A 21,029-nucleotide genomic window follows, 5' to 3' on the forward strand; every position below is an offset into this window, starting at 1 on the left:
GTTGAACAATGACAGATTCCATTGATAAAAGGAAGGCACAGCATATTGAGCTGGTACTGAATGAGAAAGTAACAGGTGATAACATCACAACTGGTTTTGAAAACTATCGTTTTATACATAATGCCTTACCAGAAATTAATTTTAATGATATTTCCATCGATACACAGTTTTTAGGAAAGATGCTTAAAGCTCCTTTTTTAGTGAGTTCGATGACTGGTGGAGCAGCAATGGCAGAAACAATTAATCGAAACCTTGCTATTGCTGCAGAGGAGCAAGGTTGGGCCTTTGCTTTAGGATCTACAAGAGCATTAATTGAAAATGAAAAATACCGAGAATCCTTCCAGATTCGAAAATATGCACCAACCATCCCTATCATCGCTAATTTAGGGGCCGTGCAGTTTAATTATGGCTTTGGAGTCGATAAATGTCGCCAGATTATTGAGATGACAGAGTCTGATATGCTCGTTCTTCATTTGAATAGTATGCAGGAAATTATTCAAGATGAGGGAGATCATAATTTCAAGGATCTGTTAGGGAAGATTGAGCAAGTATGTCGCCAATTAGATATTCCTGTTGGGGTAAAAGAGGTTGGTTTTGGTATTGATGGCACCACTGCGAAAACATTGGCTGATGTAGGCATTTCCTTTATTGATGTGGCAGGTGCAGGTGGTACATCATGGAGCCAGGTTGAAAAACTACGCTCTAAGAACAAAATCAAAAAAGTAGCAGCTGAAGCTTTCAGCAGCTGGGGAATTCCAACAGCAGAAAGTATTGTATCTGTGAAAGAAGCAGTGGATCAACCAATTATCGCAAGTGGAGGTATCCAAAACGGTGTAGAAGCTGCCAAAGCAATAGCACTTGGCGCAGATATGGTTGGATATGCTCGTGCTATATTAAAAGAGGCTACTCAATCACCAGAAGATCTAATCGAATTGTTTGAAACAAGAGAGTTAGAATTGCGAATGAGCATGTTCGGAATTGGTGCGGCCACTATTAGGCAATTGAAAGAAACAGATCGGATTAAGTAGGCAACAGGAGTTTTCCTGTGCCTCTTTTTTGGTGAAATTAGATTAATAATGTGATTTTGGACGGATCAGAGATTACATTACTTCTAGCATGGCAGCAATGATGGGGTGTATGTTTTCTCCAATAATTGTTGAACGAAATCGATGGAATTCATTTGTAGTGGCACTTTAGCCCGTAAAAAGAAACTACCGTAATCCCAGTTCAATTCTTTTTATCGATCCCAAGCAAAGCTTTTTCTTTCTTGTATTGCTCTCTAAGTGCTGCTCTTTCTGCTGATTGGTGAGAGAGAGCAAATGCGGAGGCATCCTGTATGTTACCAAAAACCCCTCCAACCGCATTTTGTAAATAAGAACCTAAGTACCGAATAATAGATTCATTACCTACTGTAAATGCACTACGCCAGCCTGCCATGTTAAATGTTTTAGAAAGGCTGTAAATTTCTACGCCCACTTCCTTTGCTCCTGGAATGGATAAGAAGCTATGCGGTTTCTCATCGGTATAATAAAGATCTCCATAGGCAACTATTAAGATGACTTCAGCAATCTTTTCTATTTCGCCATCTTCAAGAGAGATATTCATTTCTTCCCAGCTTATTGGCAGGTTTAATTTTTTTATAAAGAGAAAGTAATGGTTGAATTTCTGTAAACTTTTCTTCCAGGCTAAGCTGAAATAATACCCCGTATGCGACTACACTTCCGTGTAAATGTGCATTTTTTCCTAACTTATATATCCGTAATTGAATGCATGTGCGCCAACACTTTGCCCGAATTTTTCACCTAATCCGCCTACAAGACCAGATAGTGCAAAAATGGTATCTATCATTCTAGGAAAAATCTGCATTGCTCTCTCTTGACTCTGCTGCCTGATATGCTTCTTCTCCGTACTTCATGATGTAATCTCAGCAAAGGGATATAGGACAAGGAATGATAAAGAATAAGAGGATTTCGATGATATGATTTGTATAATGTGTTAGGATAAAAACAATTCATATTGAACTTATCGGAATTTATTAAGTGTTGTACAAGTATCAGAGTAGTTAAGCGTACTAGCAAAACGTATTTTATGGTAGTCATTAAAATGGTAGCTGGGAGTGTATGAAGAAATGAGTGATTTAACAAGAAGAATAGTGGAGCTTATTCAAACTACTAATAGGTATGAACAGTTTGGAATGGAAACAAAAGGTAATCTAAAAAAAGGAGTTCTAGATTATATTATTTCCTGTTATGCCAGTGTGAAATTTGATGCAAACTTTCAAAATGTTTTACATTCTTCAATCTATTCCAATCATGATGATGCAGTTGTTATTGGCACTTCATTAAAAGTTCATCCTTATGATGCCTGCCTGATTAATGGATATTCTGCGCATGCATTAGAATTAGATGACGTTCATTCCGAGATTCGCGGACATCCATCTGCTGTTATTTTGAGTTTATTATTCTCTTTATTACAAGAAAAACAGGATACTAATCGCTTTTATGAAGCATATCTGATAGGTGTAGAGGTCATGACTAGATTTGCTAAACTATTAGGACCAACACATTATGAGAAAGGATTCCATACAACCGCAACTGCTGGATTATATGGTGCTGTTGCTGCAGGGGCTCATTACTTGGAGATTCCTACAGAGAAGTTTGCTCAAGCACTTAACTTATGTGTTTCGAAAATAAGTGGTTCAAGAAGTCACTTTGGGTCGCTGATGAAACCATTGCATGCAGGCTTAACTGCCCAGAGTGCATGGCAAATTCTACACTTGGTGAAAAATAATATTACTGGTAGTGAAAATACGATTATTTCTAAAAATGGATTGCTATCTATGTATGTGGAGAATGAAATAGATGCATGGAAATACTTTGAAAATTGGGGAGAACCTTTGTCAGTGGATCAACCAGGTTTATGGTTTAAATTGTATCCTTGTTGCTCTGCGAATGTTCATGTCATTGATGCGATAAAGGAAATTCAGAGTGTACATTCTTTTCGAGTAGAGGAAATTAGCTCTGTTGATTTATATTTTCCCCCTAACGGAGATGCAGCATTAGTCTATACCCAGCCAACAAACGGTGAGCAAGGATGCTTTAGTGCTGAATATTGTTCTGCATTATTATTGTTGGGGGAGGGTTTATCAATAGAGAACTTTAGAGCGACCAGTATTTCAGAAGAAGTTCTTGGAATGATGAAAAAGGTTAAAAGAAGCTATGACCCTATAATCCCTATAAGCGAAACTAGTTATCCGAAGGGGAGATATTGTATAGCGGAAATTAGCTTAAATAGTGGGCAAAAGTATGCTTCAAGAGTAGATGTTCCAACTGGATCGCCAGGAAAACCGCTTGGCATGGAAGATCTTTTTAGCAAAGCAACTACCATATTAGGGAAACAAGCTAATTCAATAATCAAGGTCTTTTCAAAGAAAGGTACCGTTAGTTTTAATGAGTTAGAACAGTTGCTTTTAATAGAATAATTACTTCTAGGGTTGAAAATGTCACGGTGAGAGGTACTCTGCTTGGGACCAATAACAAGGAACATCTTCTAGTAAAATGTTAAAAGAGTCATAGAAAAAAAGGACAACAAGGCTATCTTATAGAAATGTTTATAAAAGGTATTGTTGGTTTCTCATACTGGTAATTACTTTTCAATATAATAGTACCAATATAGTATTGCATTTTGCTATAAAGGGAGTAGATTTCATGATTCGATATGACAAGAGTTTAATCGAAATCTTACAAAAAGATACAAAGATAATAGAAAATGACGGATTAAGCATTATCTTAAAACCAAGTCCTGGAGAAGAGCGAGTGGGTTATTTAGATCCAATTGAAATGAGCATTATGGAAGAACACTGGGCTGGGCAAAAGCAACGAGAACAACCCACTTCACCACCTTCTATAGAAGAAATTGTCTCTATGATTAGAGAAAGTATGGGATTCCCTAATCTAAATTTAAATACAGTAGAGATACACACAAAATATGAAGAAATAACTAGCGGTAGTGGGAATAAGGTTGGACTTTGGCGTTATTATCCGAGAAAGTCTTACAACAAGAATCGTCCAGCTTTCCTATTTTTTCATGGTGGAGGTTGGTTAGGTGGCAGTGTTTATACGGTGGAAAACTTCTGTAAACTGATTGCTGAGCTTGCAGATGCAGTAGTGTTTAACGTAGATTATTCTCTAGCTCCTGAAAAGCCTTATCCTAATGGAATTAACGATAGTTATAGTGCTGTTAAACATGTATATGATAATGCAAATGACTATGGAGTAAATCCTAACAAAATCTCTGTTGGAGGAGACAGTGCTGGTGGGAATTTAGCTGCAGCACTATCTTTAAAAGCTAGAGATGAAGGATTATCTATGATTGCTATGCAAGTGTTACTGTATCCAGCTGTTCTAATGGGAGATGTTTCAGTGGATGGATATGAGTGGAGAGAGGACGACTTTGAGGTATCAGAAGAACATGCAGATATTATTAAAAATCGCTGTCTCTCTCTTGGAAGACCATCAAAAGTGGAAGAAGATGTTATATTGAGTAGCTATATAACCAGTACTGATTTAAAGGATCCCTATGTAAATCCTGCTCTTGCACTATCTCATGAAGGATTGCCTAAAGCTATAATAGTTGCAGCAGAATTCGATGGATTACGAATTCAAAATGAAGCTTATGCGAAACAGCTACAAGCTGCGGGAGTAGATACCACCTGTTATCGGTATAAGGGAATGACCCATGCTTTTATTGATAAATTGGGCTACTTGCCTCAAGCAGAAGATCTGTGCATGGTCATTGCGAATGAATTGAGGGATTTATAGAATTAGATGAAATGTGGAAGTCATGGAGTAATCTTTTTTGCTTGTAATTAACATGAATAGGATGAATTCTAGTTCTATAATGAAAAAAATATTTACTGATTTATATTTGCTAGGTTTATCATGTTCGGAACACTTTTATATAATGTTTGAAATTAACAAAGTCAATACTTTGAGCAATCAGAGTGTTGACTTTGTTTGTTTAAATGGACATGCATATCAATTGGGAAGGAATAGATTTATAAAAATAAGTGAAGTGCCAAGTCACTATTACGATTATTCAAAAAAGATTAGAATAACTAATGAAATAATTTCCTATTCATAATACAATAGGTAAGTCATATATTATTCTGTTCGTATATATATATTTATTCAATTAGAAAGAAGGCGGTTATAGCTTGAATTCCATATCAAACGCAAAACGGTTACAGATTGCTCTCCTTTTAGGGTCTCTGTCGCTTTTAGGACCTTTTACAATTGATACCTATTTGCCTGCGTTTCCAACAATTGTAGAAGAATTTGGCACAAGTGCTTCTCTTGTGCAGGTAAGTTTAACAACATGCTTACTAGGACTTGGGTTAGGGCAATTAGTGATCGGGCCAATGAGTGATGTACAGGGACGTCGTAAACCATTACTTATTTTCCTCGGCTTGTATTTAGTTTCTTCCTTAATTTGTGCAGTAGCACCAAATATTTACTTATTGATTGTTGCTCGTTTTATCCAAGGCTTCGCGGCAGCAGGTGGTCTTGTTATCTCTAGAGCGGTTGTTCGAGATCTTTATAGTGGAAAAGAACTGACCAAGTTTTTCGCAACATTGATGCTTGTTGGAAACTTAGGTCCAATTGTGGCACCAATCATTGGTGGTGCGATTCTTTCCTTTGCACAGTGGAAAGTGGTTTTCCTTGTTCTAACATTGGTAGGGGTTATCTTAATGGTCGTTGTTTCGTTTATGCTAGAAGAAACATTACCAGCTGAGAAACGTGTGCCTAGTAATTTCAAACAAGTAGTGAGCAATTTTGGTACGTTATTAAAAGACCGTGAGTTTGCGGGTTATGCTTTTACACAAGGATTTACGACAGCCGGAATATTTGCCTATGTATCTGGTATTTCTTTTGTTTACCAAAATATCTATGGCGTTTCTCCACAAGTATTTAGTTTATTGTTCGGAATAAATGGAGTTGGGCTGATTATCGGAACTCAAATTGTTGGAAGGGTTTCAAGATATTCCGAGAGAACCTTCTTGAAGAGTGGTTTGATTTTATCCGTATCTGCTGCTGCTTTATTAGTACTTGCCATTCTAATGCATGCGCCATTACTTGCAGTAGCAATTCCAATATTCCTTTTCGTTATGTCGATTAGTATTATTGGTACATCGTCCTTCTCTCTAGCAATGGAAACAAAAGGACATGTGGCTGGAAGTGCTTCTGCTTTATTAGGTTTATTGCCATTCTTACTTGGTTCTTTAACAGCACCATTAGTTGGTATCGGAGGAGAAGAAACAGCACTGCCTATGGGTATTACTATATTTGTATCTAGTTTATTAGCTTCTCTGTCTTACTTTATGTTGGTTCGAAAGGGTTCTGTGAAGGTGAATGCAGCAGAGCATGTTACGAATCAGCATTGATTTTATAGGTAATTAGAAAAGGCGCTTTCCATTATGGAGGCGTCTTTTTTGTATTTTAGCGCCAAAGAGGAGTATCTCAAAGAAATAACCATTGAAAACAGTTCCTTTTAACTAGAAACTTTCGATACTCATCATCGCATTTCCAAATACAAAGACACTTTCAGAAAGGAATCAATGATGAATAGAATGACTTTAGAGCAGGCACAAAAAGAAGAGAAAAAGCGTTCTTGGAAAGAAAACGTACCAATGTTTTTTTTCTTAGTAATTGGATTAGGCTCAGCATTTGGAATATTTATGGGGTTAGAATACTTGCAAGTAGAAACATTTTCTACAGATAATTCCCTTGTTACAACTCCTAATATCAGTTTTTTAGATTTTTTCATGGTTATTCTAATTGGTGTTTTCCTTATACCAACTTTCTTGGAATTTATTTTTATCAATTCGTTTAAACGGACTGTAAAGCAATATTTGAAAATATTTTTACCGATCGCCATTTTCACTATTGGTGTTCTGTTCTTATCCTTTTATAGTTATACGGATATTACAGAGAAAACCATTACTTATGACCCGTTTTGGTTTGGGGAGAAGCAGGTATATGCCTGGGGAGATATTGAATGGGTGGTAATTGACGAAGCGAGTGACCGGTCTAAAGATTTTGATTACTATCTTTACTTTAAAGACGATACTACTTTAGATATATGGGGATCAACAAGAATGCATATAGATGAATTAAAGCTAGTAGATGATAGGATTAGGGAAATGGGGATTCCTAAAGAGGTAAATGTACCCCCTAATGAAATGGAGATAAAGGAGGGTTATGGAAGAGAAGATAAGGAAATATATCAAATGATCGAGCAAGTTATAAGGGATTAATAGCTTACTAAAACAGTAGATAGGAGGATTTCGTTTGGCTTATGATATTAACGAGCATTATGCTTTTGATGCTTACTATGTAAAAGAAGAAGGGTTAACCTATTCTAATCGCCATACATGGAAGGAGAAATGGGCAGGTATTGCAGTTTGTGCATTTTTTTTTGGTGTAGCAGCTACCCTTATTGGGTATATTTTCTACGTCATCTTTTGGCAATCTCTATTTTGGCCAGTATTGATTATTGGATTAGGAGCACTATTGGTGTCAGCTATAGCCGTCATTGTATTAACCGGGTTCAGAAAAAAATATAAATCACGAAGTCTTCATAGAACTAGCACAAAATGGTTTTATGCAAACCATTAGGAATAGAAAAACGAATCAGGTACAAGAAATTCATTTACCTTTTGAAAAAATGGACAGTGTGACAATGGGACGTTTCCTCTATTTAATAACACCAAAAAAATATGGTACGGGTACCTACTGGCTCAGTATCGAACTAGCAATGAAAGGATACACAGCTGATGGTCAGCTAGTTTTAAAAAAATTCCCGCTGAAAAATCCAGATGAAATAGAACAATGGATCGAGCAGTTTCAACAACATCATGTGCCTCTCTACTATACAAATACGTTCTTAAAAGATTTAACATTAGACGATTATGACACGATGAAGAAGAAAAAGTATCCAGAAGAAACAGGAGAGATCGAGTTAGCCTATAAAACGGTCAATCAAGAAGCGCCTATGAATTGGGATGGGAAGAAGATCTATCGATAATTATTTCTTTATCAGTATTAGAATAGCAGGGGAGGGTGGATAGAGCTGCAATTTCCCCTTCTTATATTCAATACTCTACTTATTTATATCAACAATTTTTTGCGTGAAAGGACATATTATTATTAGGAATATTCCAGTAAAAACTTCTGGTTCATCATTGGGAAAAAATAAGCCTATGGATTGTAAGTTTTCATGTGTTTGGATTACCTTTGACGGGAATACCCCATATCTTTCTTCTTTTATAAATGACTAATAATTCTGACACTACATGTTAAATAAGATAACTTCCATATGATATAATATGAAATAAATAATGGGAATTTTCTAATTTTGAGGTGGGGTCATGGGGATAATGGTGAGAGATGCGTTGGGAATTGGTGCACTAACAAATGGAAAGTTGCTTGCTGGTCATGAGGGCTTAAATAATATTATTAATCATGTTAGTGTTATTGAAGTACCTGATGCACATGAATGGTTTCGGGGAAATGAGCTTTTTTTGACAGCTTTTTATACCATACAAAATGATATTTCAGCACAGCTAAAATTAATTACCCATTTAAGTGAAAAGAAGTCAGCAGCATTGGGAATTTGTTATCCAGGATTATACTAGGACTATATTTCACAAGAAACAATGGACAAGGCTAATGAATTGAAGATACCAATAATAGAAATTCCTAAGAATGTTGCATATATTGATATTATATCTCCCATTTTAAGAGAGATAGAAAGAGAGCAGTATAAGGAAGCACAGAATGCTATTCATTTACAAAATCAAGTGAATCAATGGATTATTCAAGGAAAAGATTTTCAAACAATTACGACAAAAATCTCTAAGCTGTTGGACATATCCGTCATTACGTTGGACAAGGAATTTAACATTATGTCGTCATTCGTACCAATAGGTTCAGGGTTTGCAATGGAATCTATCCATCAATTTATATCTAAGGAATATTTGGCTTTATCAAAAGAGCAACTAGTGACAATTGTTTGGGCGGAAGAAAATCAAATGATTCATATCCATCCAATTAAAGTCAAAGGAAGGGTATATGGATTTACCGTTGCAGTAGAAACAGCAGTTCAACAAAAGATTTCATCCTTAATAATGGAGAGTATTTCTACAGGATTAGGATTACTGTATTCTCAAACACTGTTCATACAAGATGCCACAAATAAAATGAAAAAGGATTTATTAGATGATTGGTTATCACAGGAAGAAGTAAATAGTGATGTTTTTCTTGAAAGGTCCAAAAAGTTGAGTTGGAGTATCTTTGAGAAGTCGGGTATTGGAATTCTGTCTTGTTCAGGACTCGATGTTAATGTGGAAAATATTCTTCAAGTAATAAGAAGTTACTTTCAGCAGAAGGGAAATCAGTCTCTCACTTTCATTTATGGAGAAAAGATAGTGTTTTTCTTACAGAGTAGGAAGAGTTACCAAGAATATTATCGGGCCTTCTTTGAAGAGTTATATGATTCTTCATTAGCAGATGCATATAAAGATGTCCACATTTCTTTGAGTCCATCAACAAATCAATTAATAAAAGATGGGAGATTCTTCTATGAAGAATTAACAAGTACTATTCATGTGCAAAAGAAGTTGGATATGCTGCCGAAAGTGTTATTCCTGAATGAGGTTCCAATATTTTCAGCGCAATTTTTGAATAAGGACAAGCGATTGTTAAGGAAAATGGATGATTTACTTGCACCATTAATTCAATATGATGAGAAAAATAATTCGGATTTATTGGAAACACTAGGTTATTTGCTATTTTCCAAAGATTTTAATGAACTGCCAGAAAAATTAAATATCCATAAAAATACGTTAAACTATAGAAAGAACCGGATAAAAGATTTATTACCTAATGATCCATTTGTTAGTCCCTATCGAATTTCCTATGAGTTAGCATTTTTGATAAAGAAAATATCCCTATGATTGTTCTACTGAACAAGCAGAAGGGTCTTTTTTTGTATTTTTAAATATTTTGAATTATCTGAATTAGTGTTAGTCTTAATATAGATTTTTAAAATGATAGTGAAATCAAAAGAAGTTAAAGTATACGAAGGAGGGTTTGCATGGCGATTTGGATAGGAGAACAAGAGATAGAAGACTTATCTATTGGAGCGGCACTGTTAGGTACAGGAGGAGGTGGCGATCCTTATCTAGGCAAGTTGATGGTGTTAAAGTCTATTAGAAAAAATGGTCCTATCAAATTAATAGACCCGACAGAGGTTCCTGATGAAGAGTTAGTTATTCCAACAGCGATGATGGGAGCACCAACCATTATGGTAGAAAAAATACCAAATGGCAATGAATCACTGAAATCTTTTCAATTAGTAGAAAAAGAATGGGGCAAGAAAGCTTATGCCACCATGCCTATTGAATGTGGAGGATTAAATTCTACGATTCCTTTAGTGGTTGCTTCAGAGTTAGGGATTCCTGTTGTGGATGGAGATGGAATGGGAAGGGCATTTCCAGAACTCGATATGGAAACCTTTAATGTATATGGAGTGAATGGTACACCAATGGCAATTCATAACGAGCGTGGCGATTATTGTTTATTAAAAGCATTAGATAATAAGATGCTAGAGCATGTGTCTAGAGGAATCACAATTCGAATGGGCGGTGCTTCTCATGTAGCACTTTATGGGATGTTGGGTCACGATGTAAAAAGAACGGCCATACCAAATACAATCAGTCTTTGTATCGAGTTAGGTAGAAGTATAAGAGAAGCTAGTGAAGCAAAGCGAGATGTAATGGATGCCATTAAGCAGGTAACAAAAAGTTCTATATACGGAGAAGCAGTTGTTTTGTTTAAAGGAAAGGTAGTTGATGTAGAACGTAGATCCACTGATGGATTTGTGAGAGGAAAAGCAATGGTGGAAGGATTCGAGCAATATGAAGGGGAAGAGATGCTCGTCGAATTTCAAAATGAAAATTTAGTAGCAATGGTAGATGGCCATACGATTGCTATGGTGCCAGATTTAATTTCTTTCTTAGACTTGGAAACAGGTAGCCCCCTTACAACAGAAGGCTTAAGATATGGATTTAGAGTCATTTGTGTTGGTATTCCAACTCCATCCATTATGAGGAGTGAAGGGGCCCTGCAAGTATGGGGTCCAAGGGAGTTTGGATATAACATGGATTATCAGAAAATCGAAGAAATCTATGATTCAAGGAAGGTGAACGTATGATTTATAAGATTGGCATTGATGTAGGTGGTACAAACACAGATGCAGTAATTTTAGACGAGAATAATCAAGTGATTCAAGCCCAAAAAACACCAACTACTTTAGACGTAGAATCAGGTATCTTTTATGCGTTAGAAGGTGTATTAGAAAAAACAGATATTGATTTTCACTATATAAAAAGTGTGATGCTTGGTACAACTCATGCAACGAATGCGATTATTGAAAGAAAAGAGCTAGCCCAGATTGCAGTTTTGCGGATTTGCTTACCAGCAGGTCAAGCAATTGAACCGATGTTTAGCTGGGATGAATCATTAAAGCAAGCTGTTGGAAATCGCTACTATTTTCTCCATGGAGGCAGTGAATTTGATGGCAGACCTCTTCACCACAAGGGATTAATAGAAGAAGAGTGTATAAAAATTTTAGAGGAAATCAAGAATACTGGAGTTGAATCTATCGCTATTACTTCCATTTTCTCACCCGTTCTAGAAGACTATGAGAGAGAATTAGCAGAGATGGCAAAAGTAGTATTAGGGAATGACTTTCCTATTTCGCTTTCCTGTGAGATTGGAAATCTTGGTTTATTGGAAAGAGAAAGCTCAGCGGCATTGAATGCTAGTTTAGTAAAGGTCATTAAGAAGGTTTCTAGTGGACTAGAAAAATCATTAGAAAGATATGGGATTAATGCAAACATATTTTTCGCACAAAATGATGGAACTTTAATGTCTTTAGATTATGCGCAAAAATATCCAATTTTAACGATTGGATCTGGCCCAACGAACAGTATTCGGGGCGCAGCGTACTTAAGTGAATTACAAGATTGTATTGTATGTGATATAGGGGGAACTTCTACGGATATTGGCATTCTGGTTAAGGGTTTTCCAAGACAATCCTCACTTGCAGTAGATATTGAAAGTGTGCGAACAAACTTCCGAATGCCAGATATTATTTCTATTGGTATTGGAGGAGGGAGCATTGTTCGCGTTTTAGCTGACGGAACGGTAACAGTAGGACCAGACAGTGTAGGGTACAAAATTAGAACTGAAAGTATTGCTTTTGGGGGAGAAACACTAACTGCGACAGATTGCTTACTTGCTTCTGGATTAGCTACCATTGATGATTCTGCTTGTGATGTGCTTAGATTAGCTACTGTTGATCCTTCTATCATAGAGGAAGCGATCACTGTTATTAATCAAAAGGTTTCCATTGCTGTAGATAAAATTAAGACAAAAAACGAGCCTTTGCCAGTTGTATTAGTTGGAGGTGGGTCCATATTAATTCCAGGTAATATAGAAGGTTCGAGTCAGGTGATAAGACCACATCATTCTGACTGTGCAAATGCAATTGGAGCAGCCATTGCACAGGTTAGCGGGGAATTGGATAAAATTTATTCCTTTGAAGGAAGAACAAGGGATGAAGTAGTTGCAGAAGCAAAACAACAGGTGATAGAACAAACCATAGCAGCTGGTGCAAATCCGGAAAGTGTAGAGTTAATTGATTTTGAAGAAGTGCCGATTGCTTATCTACCTTCCAATGTTATTCGAATTAAAGCAAAAGCAGCTGGAGAACTACATAAGACAACTATTGAAATGACCAATGCATGAAGTGGCTTTCTTGCTCAGTGGGAGTAAAGTGCAATCATCATTAGTTGTTGGTATGAAAAGAAAGAGAACTCTAGTTGGAATGGATAAAACAGAGTAAACTAGCCTACATGAATCCACCGGTATAAGTTCGTCCCCAATCTAGATGGATTAATTAAGTATAGAAACCGGAGGAATGAAAATGGAGAATAATACAAAAAGTATTGATCAGGTTCTGGAGGATTATAGTGATAAGCCAGTACCAAGAGATAAAACAAAAAATTATCTATCGATGGCGCTCATTTGGAGTGGTGTAGGAATTAGTTTAGGTCTATTACTCACTGGTGGTACGCTAGGTGTGGGGCTTTCCTTTAAACAAACAGTACTCGCTGCTTTTATTGGTGGCTTTGTGCTAGCTGTTATTACAGCATTAGTTGGGATTATTGGGGCAAGAACAAACCTATCAACAGCCATGATTAGCCGTTTTGCATTTGGGGAATTAGCTATCATTGGTATTGCCTTAATACAAGCTTTTGGTTCCTACGGATGGTTCGGAGTTCAATTGGGGTTATTTGGAGATACAGCTGCTGTTGCATGGGAAGAAACGACAGGATTTGGAGGGAATACTACTTTATTTATCATACTAGGTGGAATTTGCATGATTGCTACAGCAACATTAGGTTATAAAGCATTAGATGCACTTAGTAAAGCTGCTGTCCCGTTATTGATTATTTTAATGGGGGCATCTGTTTGGAAAATCCTTCAAGATAACAATGTCACAGATTTATGGAATCTTCAAGGAACAGAAGAACCTATCACAATTGGAACTGGAGTTTCCCTTGTTATTAGCTCTTTTATCGTAGGAGCAGTGGTAGCACCAGATGTATCCCGTTATGCTAAATCGCAAAAAGATACGATTATTGCTGCATTTATGGCATTTTTTATCGTAACACCTTTGATTGTTTTAGTTGGAACAGTGATGGCACAAGTAACAGGATCATGGGATTTAGTAGATATTATGATTGGTTTAGGCTGGGGAACCTTTGCTTTACTTGTTCTTATGTTTGCTCAATGGACGTCTAATGATAATAACTTGTATAGCTCAGCACTTGGCTTTGCAGTTGTTTTTAAAAAGTTGAAAAAGTGGCAGTTAACAGTAATCTCTGGAATATTAGGAATTATCCTTTCTCTATTCGGAATCTATGATAATTTTATTCCATTTTTGAATATTCTCGGTGTTTTAATCCCGCCAATGGGTGGAGTCATGATTATCGATTTCTACCTATTTAATAGTGCAAACTATACAATAGATAAATTAGCGGAACTACCTAAAATCCGATTATTGTCTATTGGTTGCTGGGTATTAGGTTCATTGGTGGCAATCCTCACTACTAATGGTGTTATCACATTAACAACCATTTCCTCTTTAGATGGTATTTTAGTAGCAGCCTTAGCTCAATTCATCCTGCTTAAGGTATCTGGTAATTCTTTACCCAAAATGGGAGGAGACCAAATAGCTTCATAGTTTGATAGAAAAGGAGGGTGGAATGTGAGGATGGCAAGAATAGCACTAGTTCAGTTTCAAAGCACGTTAAATAATATGGAAGAAAATATAGAAAAGGCTATCTCGTTTATAAAAGAAGCAGCAGAACAGCAAGTAGATTTAATTGTTTTTCCAGAATTATTTTTAACAGGTTATAATCCAGACATGGTTTATCAACAATACTTTGATTATGCAGTAAATGTTAGAGAAAAAAGCGACATACTTGAATTCTTTCAAAACATCGCAATAGAAACAAATATGAATATGGTTATTCCAACTGTTACCTATAAAGAACAACCTGGTGTTCTTTTTAACTCGGCTATTGTCATTAATAGACAAGGAGTTATAGAAGGTAGTTATGATAAGACACATCTTTGGGCTGGCGAACGAAATTATTTTAGAGAAGGAAGTGAATATCCTGTATTTCAATTAGACTTTGGGAAGATAGGTATCATGATTTGCTATGATGGAGGTTTTCCAGAAGTATCTAGAAAACTTGCTTTAGCAGGAGCAGAGCTACTCGTTTGTACCTCTGCTTTTCCAATGATTGATAAAGATATGTGGGATATTTACTTTAAAGCTAGATCTTTAGAGAATGTTTGTTTTACAGTTGCTGTTAACCGAGTTGGAGTGGAAGGATCTCTTCATCTATTTGGTAACAATAAAGTAGTAAACCCAAGAGGGGAATTATTGCTAGAGGCACCGATTGATGAGGAAGCCATGCAGATTGTCGAACTAGATTTGGATCAGGTTACAGCCTATCGAAAAGAGATTCCTTTCTTAAGAGATAGAAAAACAGCTTATACGCTTTAACTTAAGAAAAGAGGAGGAGAAAAGTTCATGCGATTAATTGGAAAACAAGAAATAGAAGATATAGCAGTTGGTGCAGCGTTACTTGGAACTGGTGGAGGTGGCGATCCATACATTGGTAAACTAATGGCACTTCAGGCCATTGAAGAGTATGGACCTGTAAAGCTTCTCGGTGTGGATGAGGTGCCTGATGATAAGTTAATTGTACCTTCAGGAATGATGGGCGCTCCTACCGTAATGATTGAAAAGCCGCCAAGTGGCGAAGAAGCAATAAATGCTTTTAAATCATTAGAAAGTTACTTAGGTGAAGAAATCTATGCTACTATGCCAATAGAAGCCGGAGGAGTAAATTCTCTTTTACCTTTTACATTGGCAGCGAGGTTAGGTCTTCCAGTTGTAGATGTAGATGGGATGGGAAGAGCCTTTCCAGAATTGCAAATGGTAACCTTTTATTTAGATGGAATTTCTGCTACTCCAATGGTAATTGGCGATGAAAAAGGTAACACTTCTTTGATTAATACAGTTAATAATGTCTGGGCAGAACGAATAGCTCGTAATACTACGATTCAAATGGGCGGTTCTGTGATGATGTCCATTTATCCAATGAAAGGGGAAAATCTGAAGGGAAGTGGCATCCATAATATCCTTCAATTAGAAGAAGAGATTGGGAAATCTATTCGACTGGCTAAGCAAAATGGTAAAGAGCCAATCAAAGAAGTATTGCAATTAACAAGAGGATTTGAGCTGTTTAAAGGAAAAGTCGTGGATGTTAACCGCAAAACAGAAACTGGATTTGCTAGAGGGACAGCAACCTTTGAAGGCTTAGAAAATTACATGAAACAAGAATTAACATTAAGTTTTCAAAATGAGCATTTAATTGCTAGAACAAAAGAAGCTGTATTATGTGTAACACCAGATCTCATTGCAGTGCTCGATTCAGAAACTGGATTACCAGTTACTACTGAAGGACTTCGTTATGGGGCAAGATGTGTTGTTATTGGGATTCCTTGTCATGAAAAGTGGCGAACAGAAAAGGGCATCGCGACTTGTGGCCCTGGCTATTTTGGCTATGATGTTGAATATCGTCCTATTGAAGAATTAGTCTTAGAGGGAGTGAAATAATGTCATATTATCGTATAGGAATAGACGTTGGTGGAACCCACACAGATGCTGTTATTTTAAATGAAAAGTACGAGGTAATCTCAGAAACAAAATCTCCGACAACGGAAGATGTGAGCACAGGAATCTATCAAGCTATGAGAAAGGTCATTTCTAAAGTTGATATCCCATTAGAGAAGATTCAGTACGCCATGCTTGGCACAACCCACTGTACAAATGCCATTGTGGAAAGAAAAAGACTGAACTCGGTTGCTATTATTCGAATCGGTGCACCCGCGACTCTTGCCGTTAAGCCGTTGATTGGTGTTCCAGAAGACTTAAAAGAACACTTGGGAAAATACGTATACTTAGTGGAGGGAGGAAATGAGTTTGATGGGAGAGAAATTTCAACATTAAATGAAACAGAGCTCTATCGAATTGCTCATGAAGTAAACGGGCTAGTAGATTCAATTGCTATTACTTCTGTGTTTTCTCCTGTTTCTCCTGAACATGAAGAGCGGGCTGCAAACATTATAAAAGAAGTGCTTGGTGAGAGTGTGGCCGTCTCTTTATCTAGTGAAATTGGTAGTGTTGGATTGCTAGAAAGAGAAAATGCCACTATTTTAAATGCTTCTGTTATTAATGTGGCGAAAACAACAGCTGATGGATTTGTGCAGGCTCTGAAAGAAGAGGGAATTAATGCTAGAGTATTTTTTGGGCAAAATGACGGGACATTAATGTCTATTGACTATGCGGTGAAATACCCTATTTTCACAGTAGCATGTGGTCCTACGAATAGCTTGCGTGGTGCTTCTTATTTAACAGGTAACTCGGATGCATTGGTAGTCGATGTTGGAGGTACTACTTCAGATATTGGCGTATTAGTCGGTTCTTTTCCTAGAGAGTCTTCCTTAGCGGTAGAAATTGGAGGAGCAAGGACAAACTTTAGAATGCCAGATCTTGTTTCCATTGGTCTTGGAGGTGGAACCATTGTAAGAGTAACTGATGATGGAGAAATTACGATAGGACCAGATAGTGTAGGTTACCAGCTGCCTGAAAAGGGTTTAGTCTTTGGTGGTGACACATTAACTACGACAGATGTGGTTGTGGCACTTGGGAAGGTCAATATTGGTGATGCATCATTGGTGCAGCATTTAGAAAAGAATTTTCTAGAAAAAGTATATGAAAAACTGGTGGGAAAAGTAGAAGTTGCCATTGATAAAATGAAAACAAGCTCTGAACCAATTCCTGTTATTCTTGTAGGTGGTGGAAGTATCTTATTACCTGATGAACTAAAAGGAGCATCTTTTGTTTTGCGACCGAAAAATTTTGGTGTAGCTAATGCGATAGGTGCAGCGATTGCTCAGGTTAGTGGAAGAGTAGAAAAGGTTTTTTCTATGGATGAACTAGGTCGAGAGAAGACACTAGAACTGGCTAAAGCGATGGCATTTGAGGAAGCAGTGAAGGCAGGTGCGGATCCAGAACAAGTGGTTCTAGTAGATGTGGAAGATGTGCCATTAGCATATTTACCAGGAAATGCTACAAGAGTTCGAGTGAAGGCAGCAGGAGAGCTAGTAGGAGTGGGAAAAGGGAAAGAAGTGGAAGTGTGAGAGGATTATTATCTTAAGGAGTTATCAGTGATATAGGCAAGGATATCTATAATTAATTTGGCAGGGAGAGTAGAATGAAATGATACGCTCTCTTTTTTTTTACGTAAAATGGTCAAATTATTTCAGAAGTTATCTTCACATTGAGAAAGAATGAAGGATGGAATAGTTAGCTATTCTTAATGCGGGAAAAAGATAAGAAACACACTAATTCCAACCATATTAATACATATTAACTAGGATAGTGTTCTGATAGAAAAGGAAACGATTCCATGAATTGAACTAAACTAATTTTTTAGAAAATTAAATAAATTACTATTTACAAACCATAAATAGTGCTATATGATAACCCATATAAGTAATCGATGTTATAATAACTCACATGAAAATACACCAAATGAAAATTCTTCATTGAATCAGCATAATATTCCACAATTCATTTTAGTATAACGCCTAATAATAACGAAATATCTTAATATTGTCAGAAAATCTAACAATATTAATTAAGTTATAATTGGTCTGACCATATTATCTTTGGAACAGAGTAAATATCTTATATTGCATATTTCTAAAAAATAAACCCTGTAGAATCAATAGTGAAGATTCTCAAACAGGGCAAGTATTTTTAGGATATCTTTTTCCTCTATTGTCATTTGTAGTTCTTCTATGGCTACATTAGCTTGATAGTATTGAAAGAAATTATTATCTTCTAGGAGCACATAAATATTATCCCAAAGTGCCAATAAATAAGGTTTTTTACAACTAGCTCTATGACTTTCAATAAGATTAATAAAATTAACCCAAAAAGGGTGGTGAGAATTTCGGGGATAGTTTTTCATCTCTACTGGAATATCCGCTTTTAGTGAAGAGAGAATGATTTTCTCTGAACACATTAAAAAGATTCCATAGTAATTCCGTTGCTTTTCTTCATCCATGCTAATTTCAACAAGGCTGTCAGGAAGCAGGAAAGGTGGGGATGTGGAAACAAAAGTACCTTCTCCTTGGCGAGAATCTAGATATTTTAATAGATTTAATACTCTCAAACCTTCTCGAACAGAAGGGCGACTAATATTTAATTGTTCACTTAATTGTCTTTCAGGAGGAATTTTTGTTCCTATTGGTAATTGTTCTTCTACTATAAAGTTAGCAATCTGATTTGCTGCTTGTTCAAAGGTTTTGAATTGACGTTTTATTAAAAAGTGATTTTCATCCATTTTTCATTCCTCCATTATTATAGGAATACTAAGTCGTTGGTTTTATGACTTTAATTATATACCTTTGTTCATTGTTTCAAGAAGTGATTTTTATCTAAAGGAGTATATATATGGAAAAAACAATTATTATTACAGGCTATGGAATTGTAGCAAAAGAGTTTTGCAAACTGATTGTGGATAAAGCAGAAACAATAAAAGATAAGTATGGCTTTACATTAACTGTTACAGGAATCATTGGAAGCAAAGGAATGATTTATCAACAAGAGGGCTTAGATTTGCAGACACTTATAGAGGATGAAATAGGTTCAAATGCCTTAATAGAGTATTCAAAGAAAAAACAAGTTTCGTTTATTAATCCAATTTATGAAGCTGATGTACTGGTTGAATGCACACCAACCAATGTGGAAAATGGCGAACCAGGTCTTTCCTACATATTAGAAGCTATCCATGCAGGTGCTGATATTGTCTCTGTTTCAAAAGGTGCTTTAGTTCACTCTTTTCCGCTAATAAAAAAGGTGGCAGCAAATAAGGAATCACGATTAAAATTCAGCGGTGCCACCGCAGCTGCTCTTCCTACTATTGATATAGGAGATGATTGCTTATCTGGCTGTACGATTACGAAGATAGAGGGAATCTTGAATGGTACTTCTAACTTTATTCTAACTAGTATGAACAACGAGAATATTTCGTTTGAAGATGCTTTACAGATTGCAAAGGAAAGAGGAATTGCAGAAGCAAATCCTAGTTTAGATATCAAGGGGTTTGATAGTGCCTATAAGATCTTGTTGTTAGCTAACGAACTCTTCGGGATGGATTACACCATAAAGGATGTAGCAATAGAAGGAATAGAGAAATTGACAAGTGAAAGGATGGAGGAAATAGCGAAAAGAAAGAAACGGGTTAAACTAATAGCGAGTGCTTACAGGGAAAATGACCAAACCATCCTAGAGGTTAAACCTACTGAGCTTGACGAAAATCATCCTTTGTTTTATGTAAATGGAACGAATAAAGGGATTCTTTTTGAAACAGAGGAAATGGGAACAATTTGTGCAACTGGTGGAGCTTCCCATCCAAAAGGAGCAGCAGCTGCAGCGCTAAAGGATGTCATCAATCTATACAAGAATGAGGCAAACACTCAGTTGATAAGGGCCTGAAGGTAGGAGAGGAGAATAAAATTGGCTTTAGAATCGATTAAAAAGAGAAGTCTTTATGAAGAAATCGTATCAAGCATTATCCTTTATATACAAAAGGAAAATATTAAGCCAGGCGAAAAGCTTCCATCTGAAAATGAATTAATGGAGTACTTCAAAGTAAGTAAAACAGCTGTAAGAGAAGCATTAAGTGTGCTTGCTGCTAGAGGCATAATTGAGAAAAAACCTGGTGTTGGGAGCATTTTAAAAGAAACAAGTGGAGCCACATTTATTGATCAAATGACAAACAAATTAATTGTAGATAAACATGCATTACAGGACATCTTAGAATTTCGAAGAGGAGTTGAAGTGGAGGCAACTGCTTTAGCAGCTGAAAGAGCTAGCCCTGAACAATTGGAGGCGATCGAGAAGGCACATTTAAAACTAATTGAAGTGAATAAAAACGGAGAAACAGGGATTAAGGAAGATTTTACTTTTCACCAGTTAATCATCCTTGCATCTTGTAATAGCATGTACGAAAGAATATTTGATTTTATCGCACCTTATTATTTAGAAGCCTTAACCATTTCTAAAAACCAATCCAAGCAGATTTCCGACCGCTACTTTAAAGAGAGTCATGAAGAACATCAACGAATCATTCAAGCAATCAAAGGCCGTAATCCAGAAAGAGCCAGAGCATACGCTTTAGAGCACTTGTTGAACAATGAAACGAAGGTTTGGAGTCATACTTTACCGATTTAAATAAGGATTTAAAATGT

General features: G+C 36.4%; 19 protein-coding genes. 17 read left to right on the forward strand and 2 right to left on the reverse strand.

Annotated elements, in window-relative coordinates:
* The first annotated feature begins 8 nt into the window (after nt 1–8).
* Nucleotides 9–1,028 carry a type 2 isopentenyl-diphosphate Delta-isomerase gene (fni, locus tag F9279_RS14490; protein ID WP_152114238.1) on the forward strand — a complete coding sequence of 340 codons (1,020 nt, stop codon included), beginning with the start codon at nt 9–11 and terminating at the stop codon, nt 1,026–1,028.
* Nucleotides 1,029–1,227: 199 nt separating this feature from the next.
* On the opposite strand, the gene F9279_RS14495 is transcribed toward fni, so the two are convergent.
* Nucleotides 1,228–1,605 carry an aminotransferase class I/II-fold pyridoxal phosphate-dependent enzyme gene (locus F9279_RS14495; RefSeq protein WP_152114240.1) on the reverse strand — a complete coding sequence of 126 codons (378 nt, stop codon included), beginning with the start codon at nt 1,603–1,605 and terminating at the stop codon, nt 1,228–1,230.
* A gap of 523 nt (nt 1,606–2,128) precedes the next feature.
* Between F9279_RS14495 and F9279_RS14500 the strand changes: the two genes are divergently transcribed.
* From F9279_RS14500 to F9279_RS14565, 14 genes are all read left to right on the forward strand, one after another.
* Nucleotides 2,129–3,481: an MmgE/PrpD family protein gene (locus tag F9279_RS14500; protein ID WP_152114242.1), complete on the forward strand. Its 1,353-nt coding sequence runs from the start codon at nt 2,129–2,131 to the stop codon at nt 3,479–3,481.
* A 226-nt stretch (nt 3,482–3,707) separates the two neighbouring features.
* Nucleotides 3,708–4,820: an alpha/beta hydrolase gene (locus F9279_RS14505; RefSeq protein WP_152114244.1), complete on the forward strand. Its 1,113-nt coding sequence runs from the start codon at nt 3,708–3,710 to the stop codon at nt 4,818–4,820.
* 395 nt (nt 4,821–5,215) lie between these two features.
* Nucleotides 5,216–6,442: a Bcr/CflA family multidrug efflux MFS transporter gene (locus F9279_RS14510; protein ID WP_152114246.1), complete on the forward strand. Its 1,227-nt coding sequence runs from the start codon at nt 5,216–5,218 to the stop codon at nt 6,440–6,442.
* A 186-nt stretch (nt 6,443–6,628) separates the two neighbouring features.
* A complete protein-coding gene (locus F9279_RS14515; protein ID WP_226793544.1) occupies nt 6,629–7,315 on the forward strand; it encodes a hypothetical protein in 687 nt (228 codons plus the stop codon).
* 34 nt (nt 7,316–7,349) lie between these two features.
* Entirely contained in the window at nt 7,350–7,676 is a 327-nt protein-coding gene (locus tag F9279_RS14520) for a hypothetical protein (RefSeq protein ID WP_152114250.1), read from the forward strand.
* Nucleotides 7,663–8,085, forward strand: coding sequence for a hypothetical protein (locus tag F9279_RS14525; RefSeq protein ID WP_152114252.1), 423 nt, complete (start codon nt 7,663–7,665; stop codon nt 8,083–8,085). Before F9279_RS14520 ends, F9279_RS14525 begins: the two co-directional genes overlap by 14 nt.
* A gap of 343 nt (nt 8,086–8,428) precedes the next feature.
* Nucleotides 8,429–8,695: a PucR family transcriptional regulator ligand-binding domain-containing protein gene (locus F9279_RS14530; RefSeq protein ID WP_152114254.1), complete on the forward strand. Its 267-nt coding sequence runs from the start codon at nt 8,429–8,431 to the stop codon at nt 8,693–8,695.
* A 21-nt stretch (nt 8,696–8,716) separates the two neighbouring features.
* Nucleotides 8,717–10,015: a helix-turn-helix domain-containing protein gene (locus tag F9279_RS14535; protein ID WP_193224584.1), complete on the forward strand. Its 1,299-nt coding sequence runs from the start codon at nt 8,717–8,719 to the stop codon at nt 10,013–10,015.
* Nucleotides 10,016–10,155: 140 nt separating this feature from the next.
* The gene (locus tag F9279_RS14540; protein WP_152114258.1) at nt 10,156–11,274 is read left to right on the forward strand and encodes a DUF917 domain-containing protein; all 1,119 of its coding nucleotides are present in this window, start codon (nt 10,156–10,158) and stop codon (nt 11,272–11,274) included.
* Entirely contained in the window at nt 11,271–12,872 is a 1,602-nt protein-coding gene (locus tag F9279_RS14545; RefSeq protein WP_152114260.1) for a hydantoinase/oxoprolinase family protein, read from the forward strand. Before F9279_RS14540 ends, F9279_RS14545 begins: the two co-directional genes overlap by 4 nt.
* Nucleotides 12,873–13,050: 178 nt before the next feature.
* Nucleotides 13,051–14,373 (forward strand): cytosine permease, encoded by a 1,323-nt coding sequence (locus tag F9279_RS14550; RefSeq protein ID WP_193224585.1) that lies wholly within the window; start codon nt 13,051–13,053, stop codon nt 14,371–14,373.
* 30 nt (nt 14,374–14,403) lie between these two features.
* Nucleotides 14,404–15,204 carry a nitrilase-related carbon-nitrogen hydrolase gene (locus F9279_RS14555; protein WP_226793559.1) on the forward strand — a complete coding sequence of 267 codons (801 nt, stop codon included), beginning with the start codon at nt 14,404–14,406 and terminating at the stop codon, nt 15,202–15,204.
* A 27-nt stretch (nt 15,205–15,231) separates the two neighbouring features.
* Complete coding sequence (locus tag F9279_RS14560) at nt 15,232–16,323, forward strand: DUF917 domain-containing protein (RefSeq protein ID WP_152114266.1); 1,092 nt, start codon at nt 15,232–15,234, stop codon at nt 16,321–16,323.
* Entirely contained in the window at nt 16,323–17,909 is a 1,587-nt protein-coding gene (locus tag F9279_RS14565; protein ID WP_152114268.1) for a hydantoinase/oxoprolinase family protein, read from the forward strand. Before F9279_RS14560 ends, F9279_RS14565 begins: the two co-directional genes overlap by 1 nt.
* 587 nt (nt 17,910–18,496) lie before the next feature.
* Here the strand turns inward: F9279_RS14565 and F9279_RS14570 are convergent.
* Complete coding sequence (locus tag F9279_RS14570; protein WP_152114269.1) at nt 18,497–19,120, reverse strand: FadR/GntR family transcriptional regulator; 624 nt, start codon at nt 19,118–19,120, stop codon at nt 18,497–18,499.
* A gap of 110 nt (nt 19,121–19,230) precedes the next feature.
* Between F9279_RS14570 and F9279_RS14575 the strand changes: the two genes are divergently transcribed.
* Nucleotides 19,231–20,274: a homoserine dehydrogenase gene (locus F9279_RS14575; protein WP_193224586.1), complete on the forward strand. Its 1,044-nt coding sequence runs from the start codon at nt 19,231–19,233 to the stop codon at nt 20,272–20,274.
* Nucleotides 20,275–20,295: 21 nt separating this feature from the next.
* Nucleotides 20,296–21,012 (forward strand): FadR/GntR family transcriptional regulator, encoded by a 717-nt coding sequence (locus tag F9279_RS14580; protein ID WP_152114271.1) that lies wholly within the window; start codon nt 20,296–20,298, stop codon nt 21,010–21,012.
* Nucleotides 21,013–21,029 lie beyond the last annotated feature (17 nt).

This window comes from Bacillus sp. B1-b2, assembly GCF_009183415.1.
In the GTDB taxonomy this organism is placed as follows: domain Bacteria; phylum Bacillota; class Bacilli; order Bacillales; family Cytobacillaceae; genus Niallia.

Bases quoted from the DNA above. Each gene is read 5' to 3' on its own strand.
- F9279_RS14560 (WP_152114266.1), top strand. From the start codon at position 15,232: ATGCGATTAATTGGAAAACAAGAAATAGAAGATATAGCAGTTGGTGCA.
- F9279_RS14505 (WP_152114244.1), top strand. From the start codon at position 3,708: ATGATTCGATATGACAAGAGTTTAATCGAAATCTTACAAAAAGATACA.
- F9279_RS14525 (WP_152114252.1), top strand. From the start codon at position 7,663: ATGCAAACCATTAGGAATAGAAAAACGAATCAGGTACAAGAAATTCAT.
- F9279_RS14550 (WP_193224585.1), top strand. From the start codon at position 13,051: ATGGAGAATAATACAAAAAGTATTGATCAGGTTCTGGAGGATTATAGT.
- F9279_RS14540 (WP_152114258.1), top strand. From the start codon at position 10,156: ATGGCGATTTGGATAGGAGAACAAGAGATAGAAGACTTATCTATTGGA.
- fni (WP_152114238.1), top strand. From the start codon at position 9: ATGACAGATTCCATTGATAAAAGGAAGGCACAGCATATTGAGCTGGTA.
- F9279_RS14555 (WP_226793559.1), top strand. From the start codon at position 14,404: ATGGCAAGAATAGCACTAGTTCAGTTTCAAAGCACGTTAAATAATATG.
- F9279_RS14545 (WP_152114260.1), top strand. From the start codon at position 11,271: ATGATTTATAAGATTGGCATTGATGTAGGTGGTACAAACACAGATGCA.
- F9279_RS14495 (WP_152114240.1), bottom strand. From the start codon at position 1,605: ATGAATATCTCTCTTGAAGATGGCGAAATAGAAAAGATTGCTGAAGTC.
- F9279_RS14535 (WP_193224584.1), top strand. From the start codon at position 8,717: ATGGACAAGGCTAATGAATTGAAGATACCAATAATAGAAATTCCTAAG.
- F9279_RS14515 (WP_226793544.1), top strand. From the start codon at position 6,629: ATGACTTTAGAGCAGGCACAAAAAGAAGAGAAAAAGCGTTCTTGGAAA.
- F9279_RS14570 (WP_152114269.1), bottom strand. From the start codon at position 19,120: ATGGATGAAAATCACTTTTTAATAAAACGTCAATTCAAAACCTTTGAA.
- F9279_RS14575 (WP_193224586.1), top strand. From the start codon at position 19,231: ATGGAAAAAACAATTATTATTACAGGCTATGGAATTGTAGCAAAAGAG.
- F9279_RS14565 (WP_152114268.1), top strand. From the start codon at position 16,323: ATGTCATATTATCGTATAGGAATAGACGTTGGTGGAACCCACACAGAT.
- F9279_RS14530 (WP_152114254.1), top strand. From the start codon at position 8,429: ATGGGGATAATGGTGAGAGATGCGTTGGGAATTGGTGCACTAACAAAT.
- F9279_RS14500 (WP_152114242.1), top strand. From the start codon at position 2,129: ATGAGTGATTTAACAAGAAGAATAGTGGAGCTTATTCAAACTACTAAT.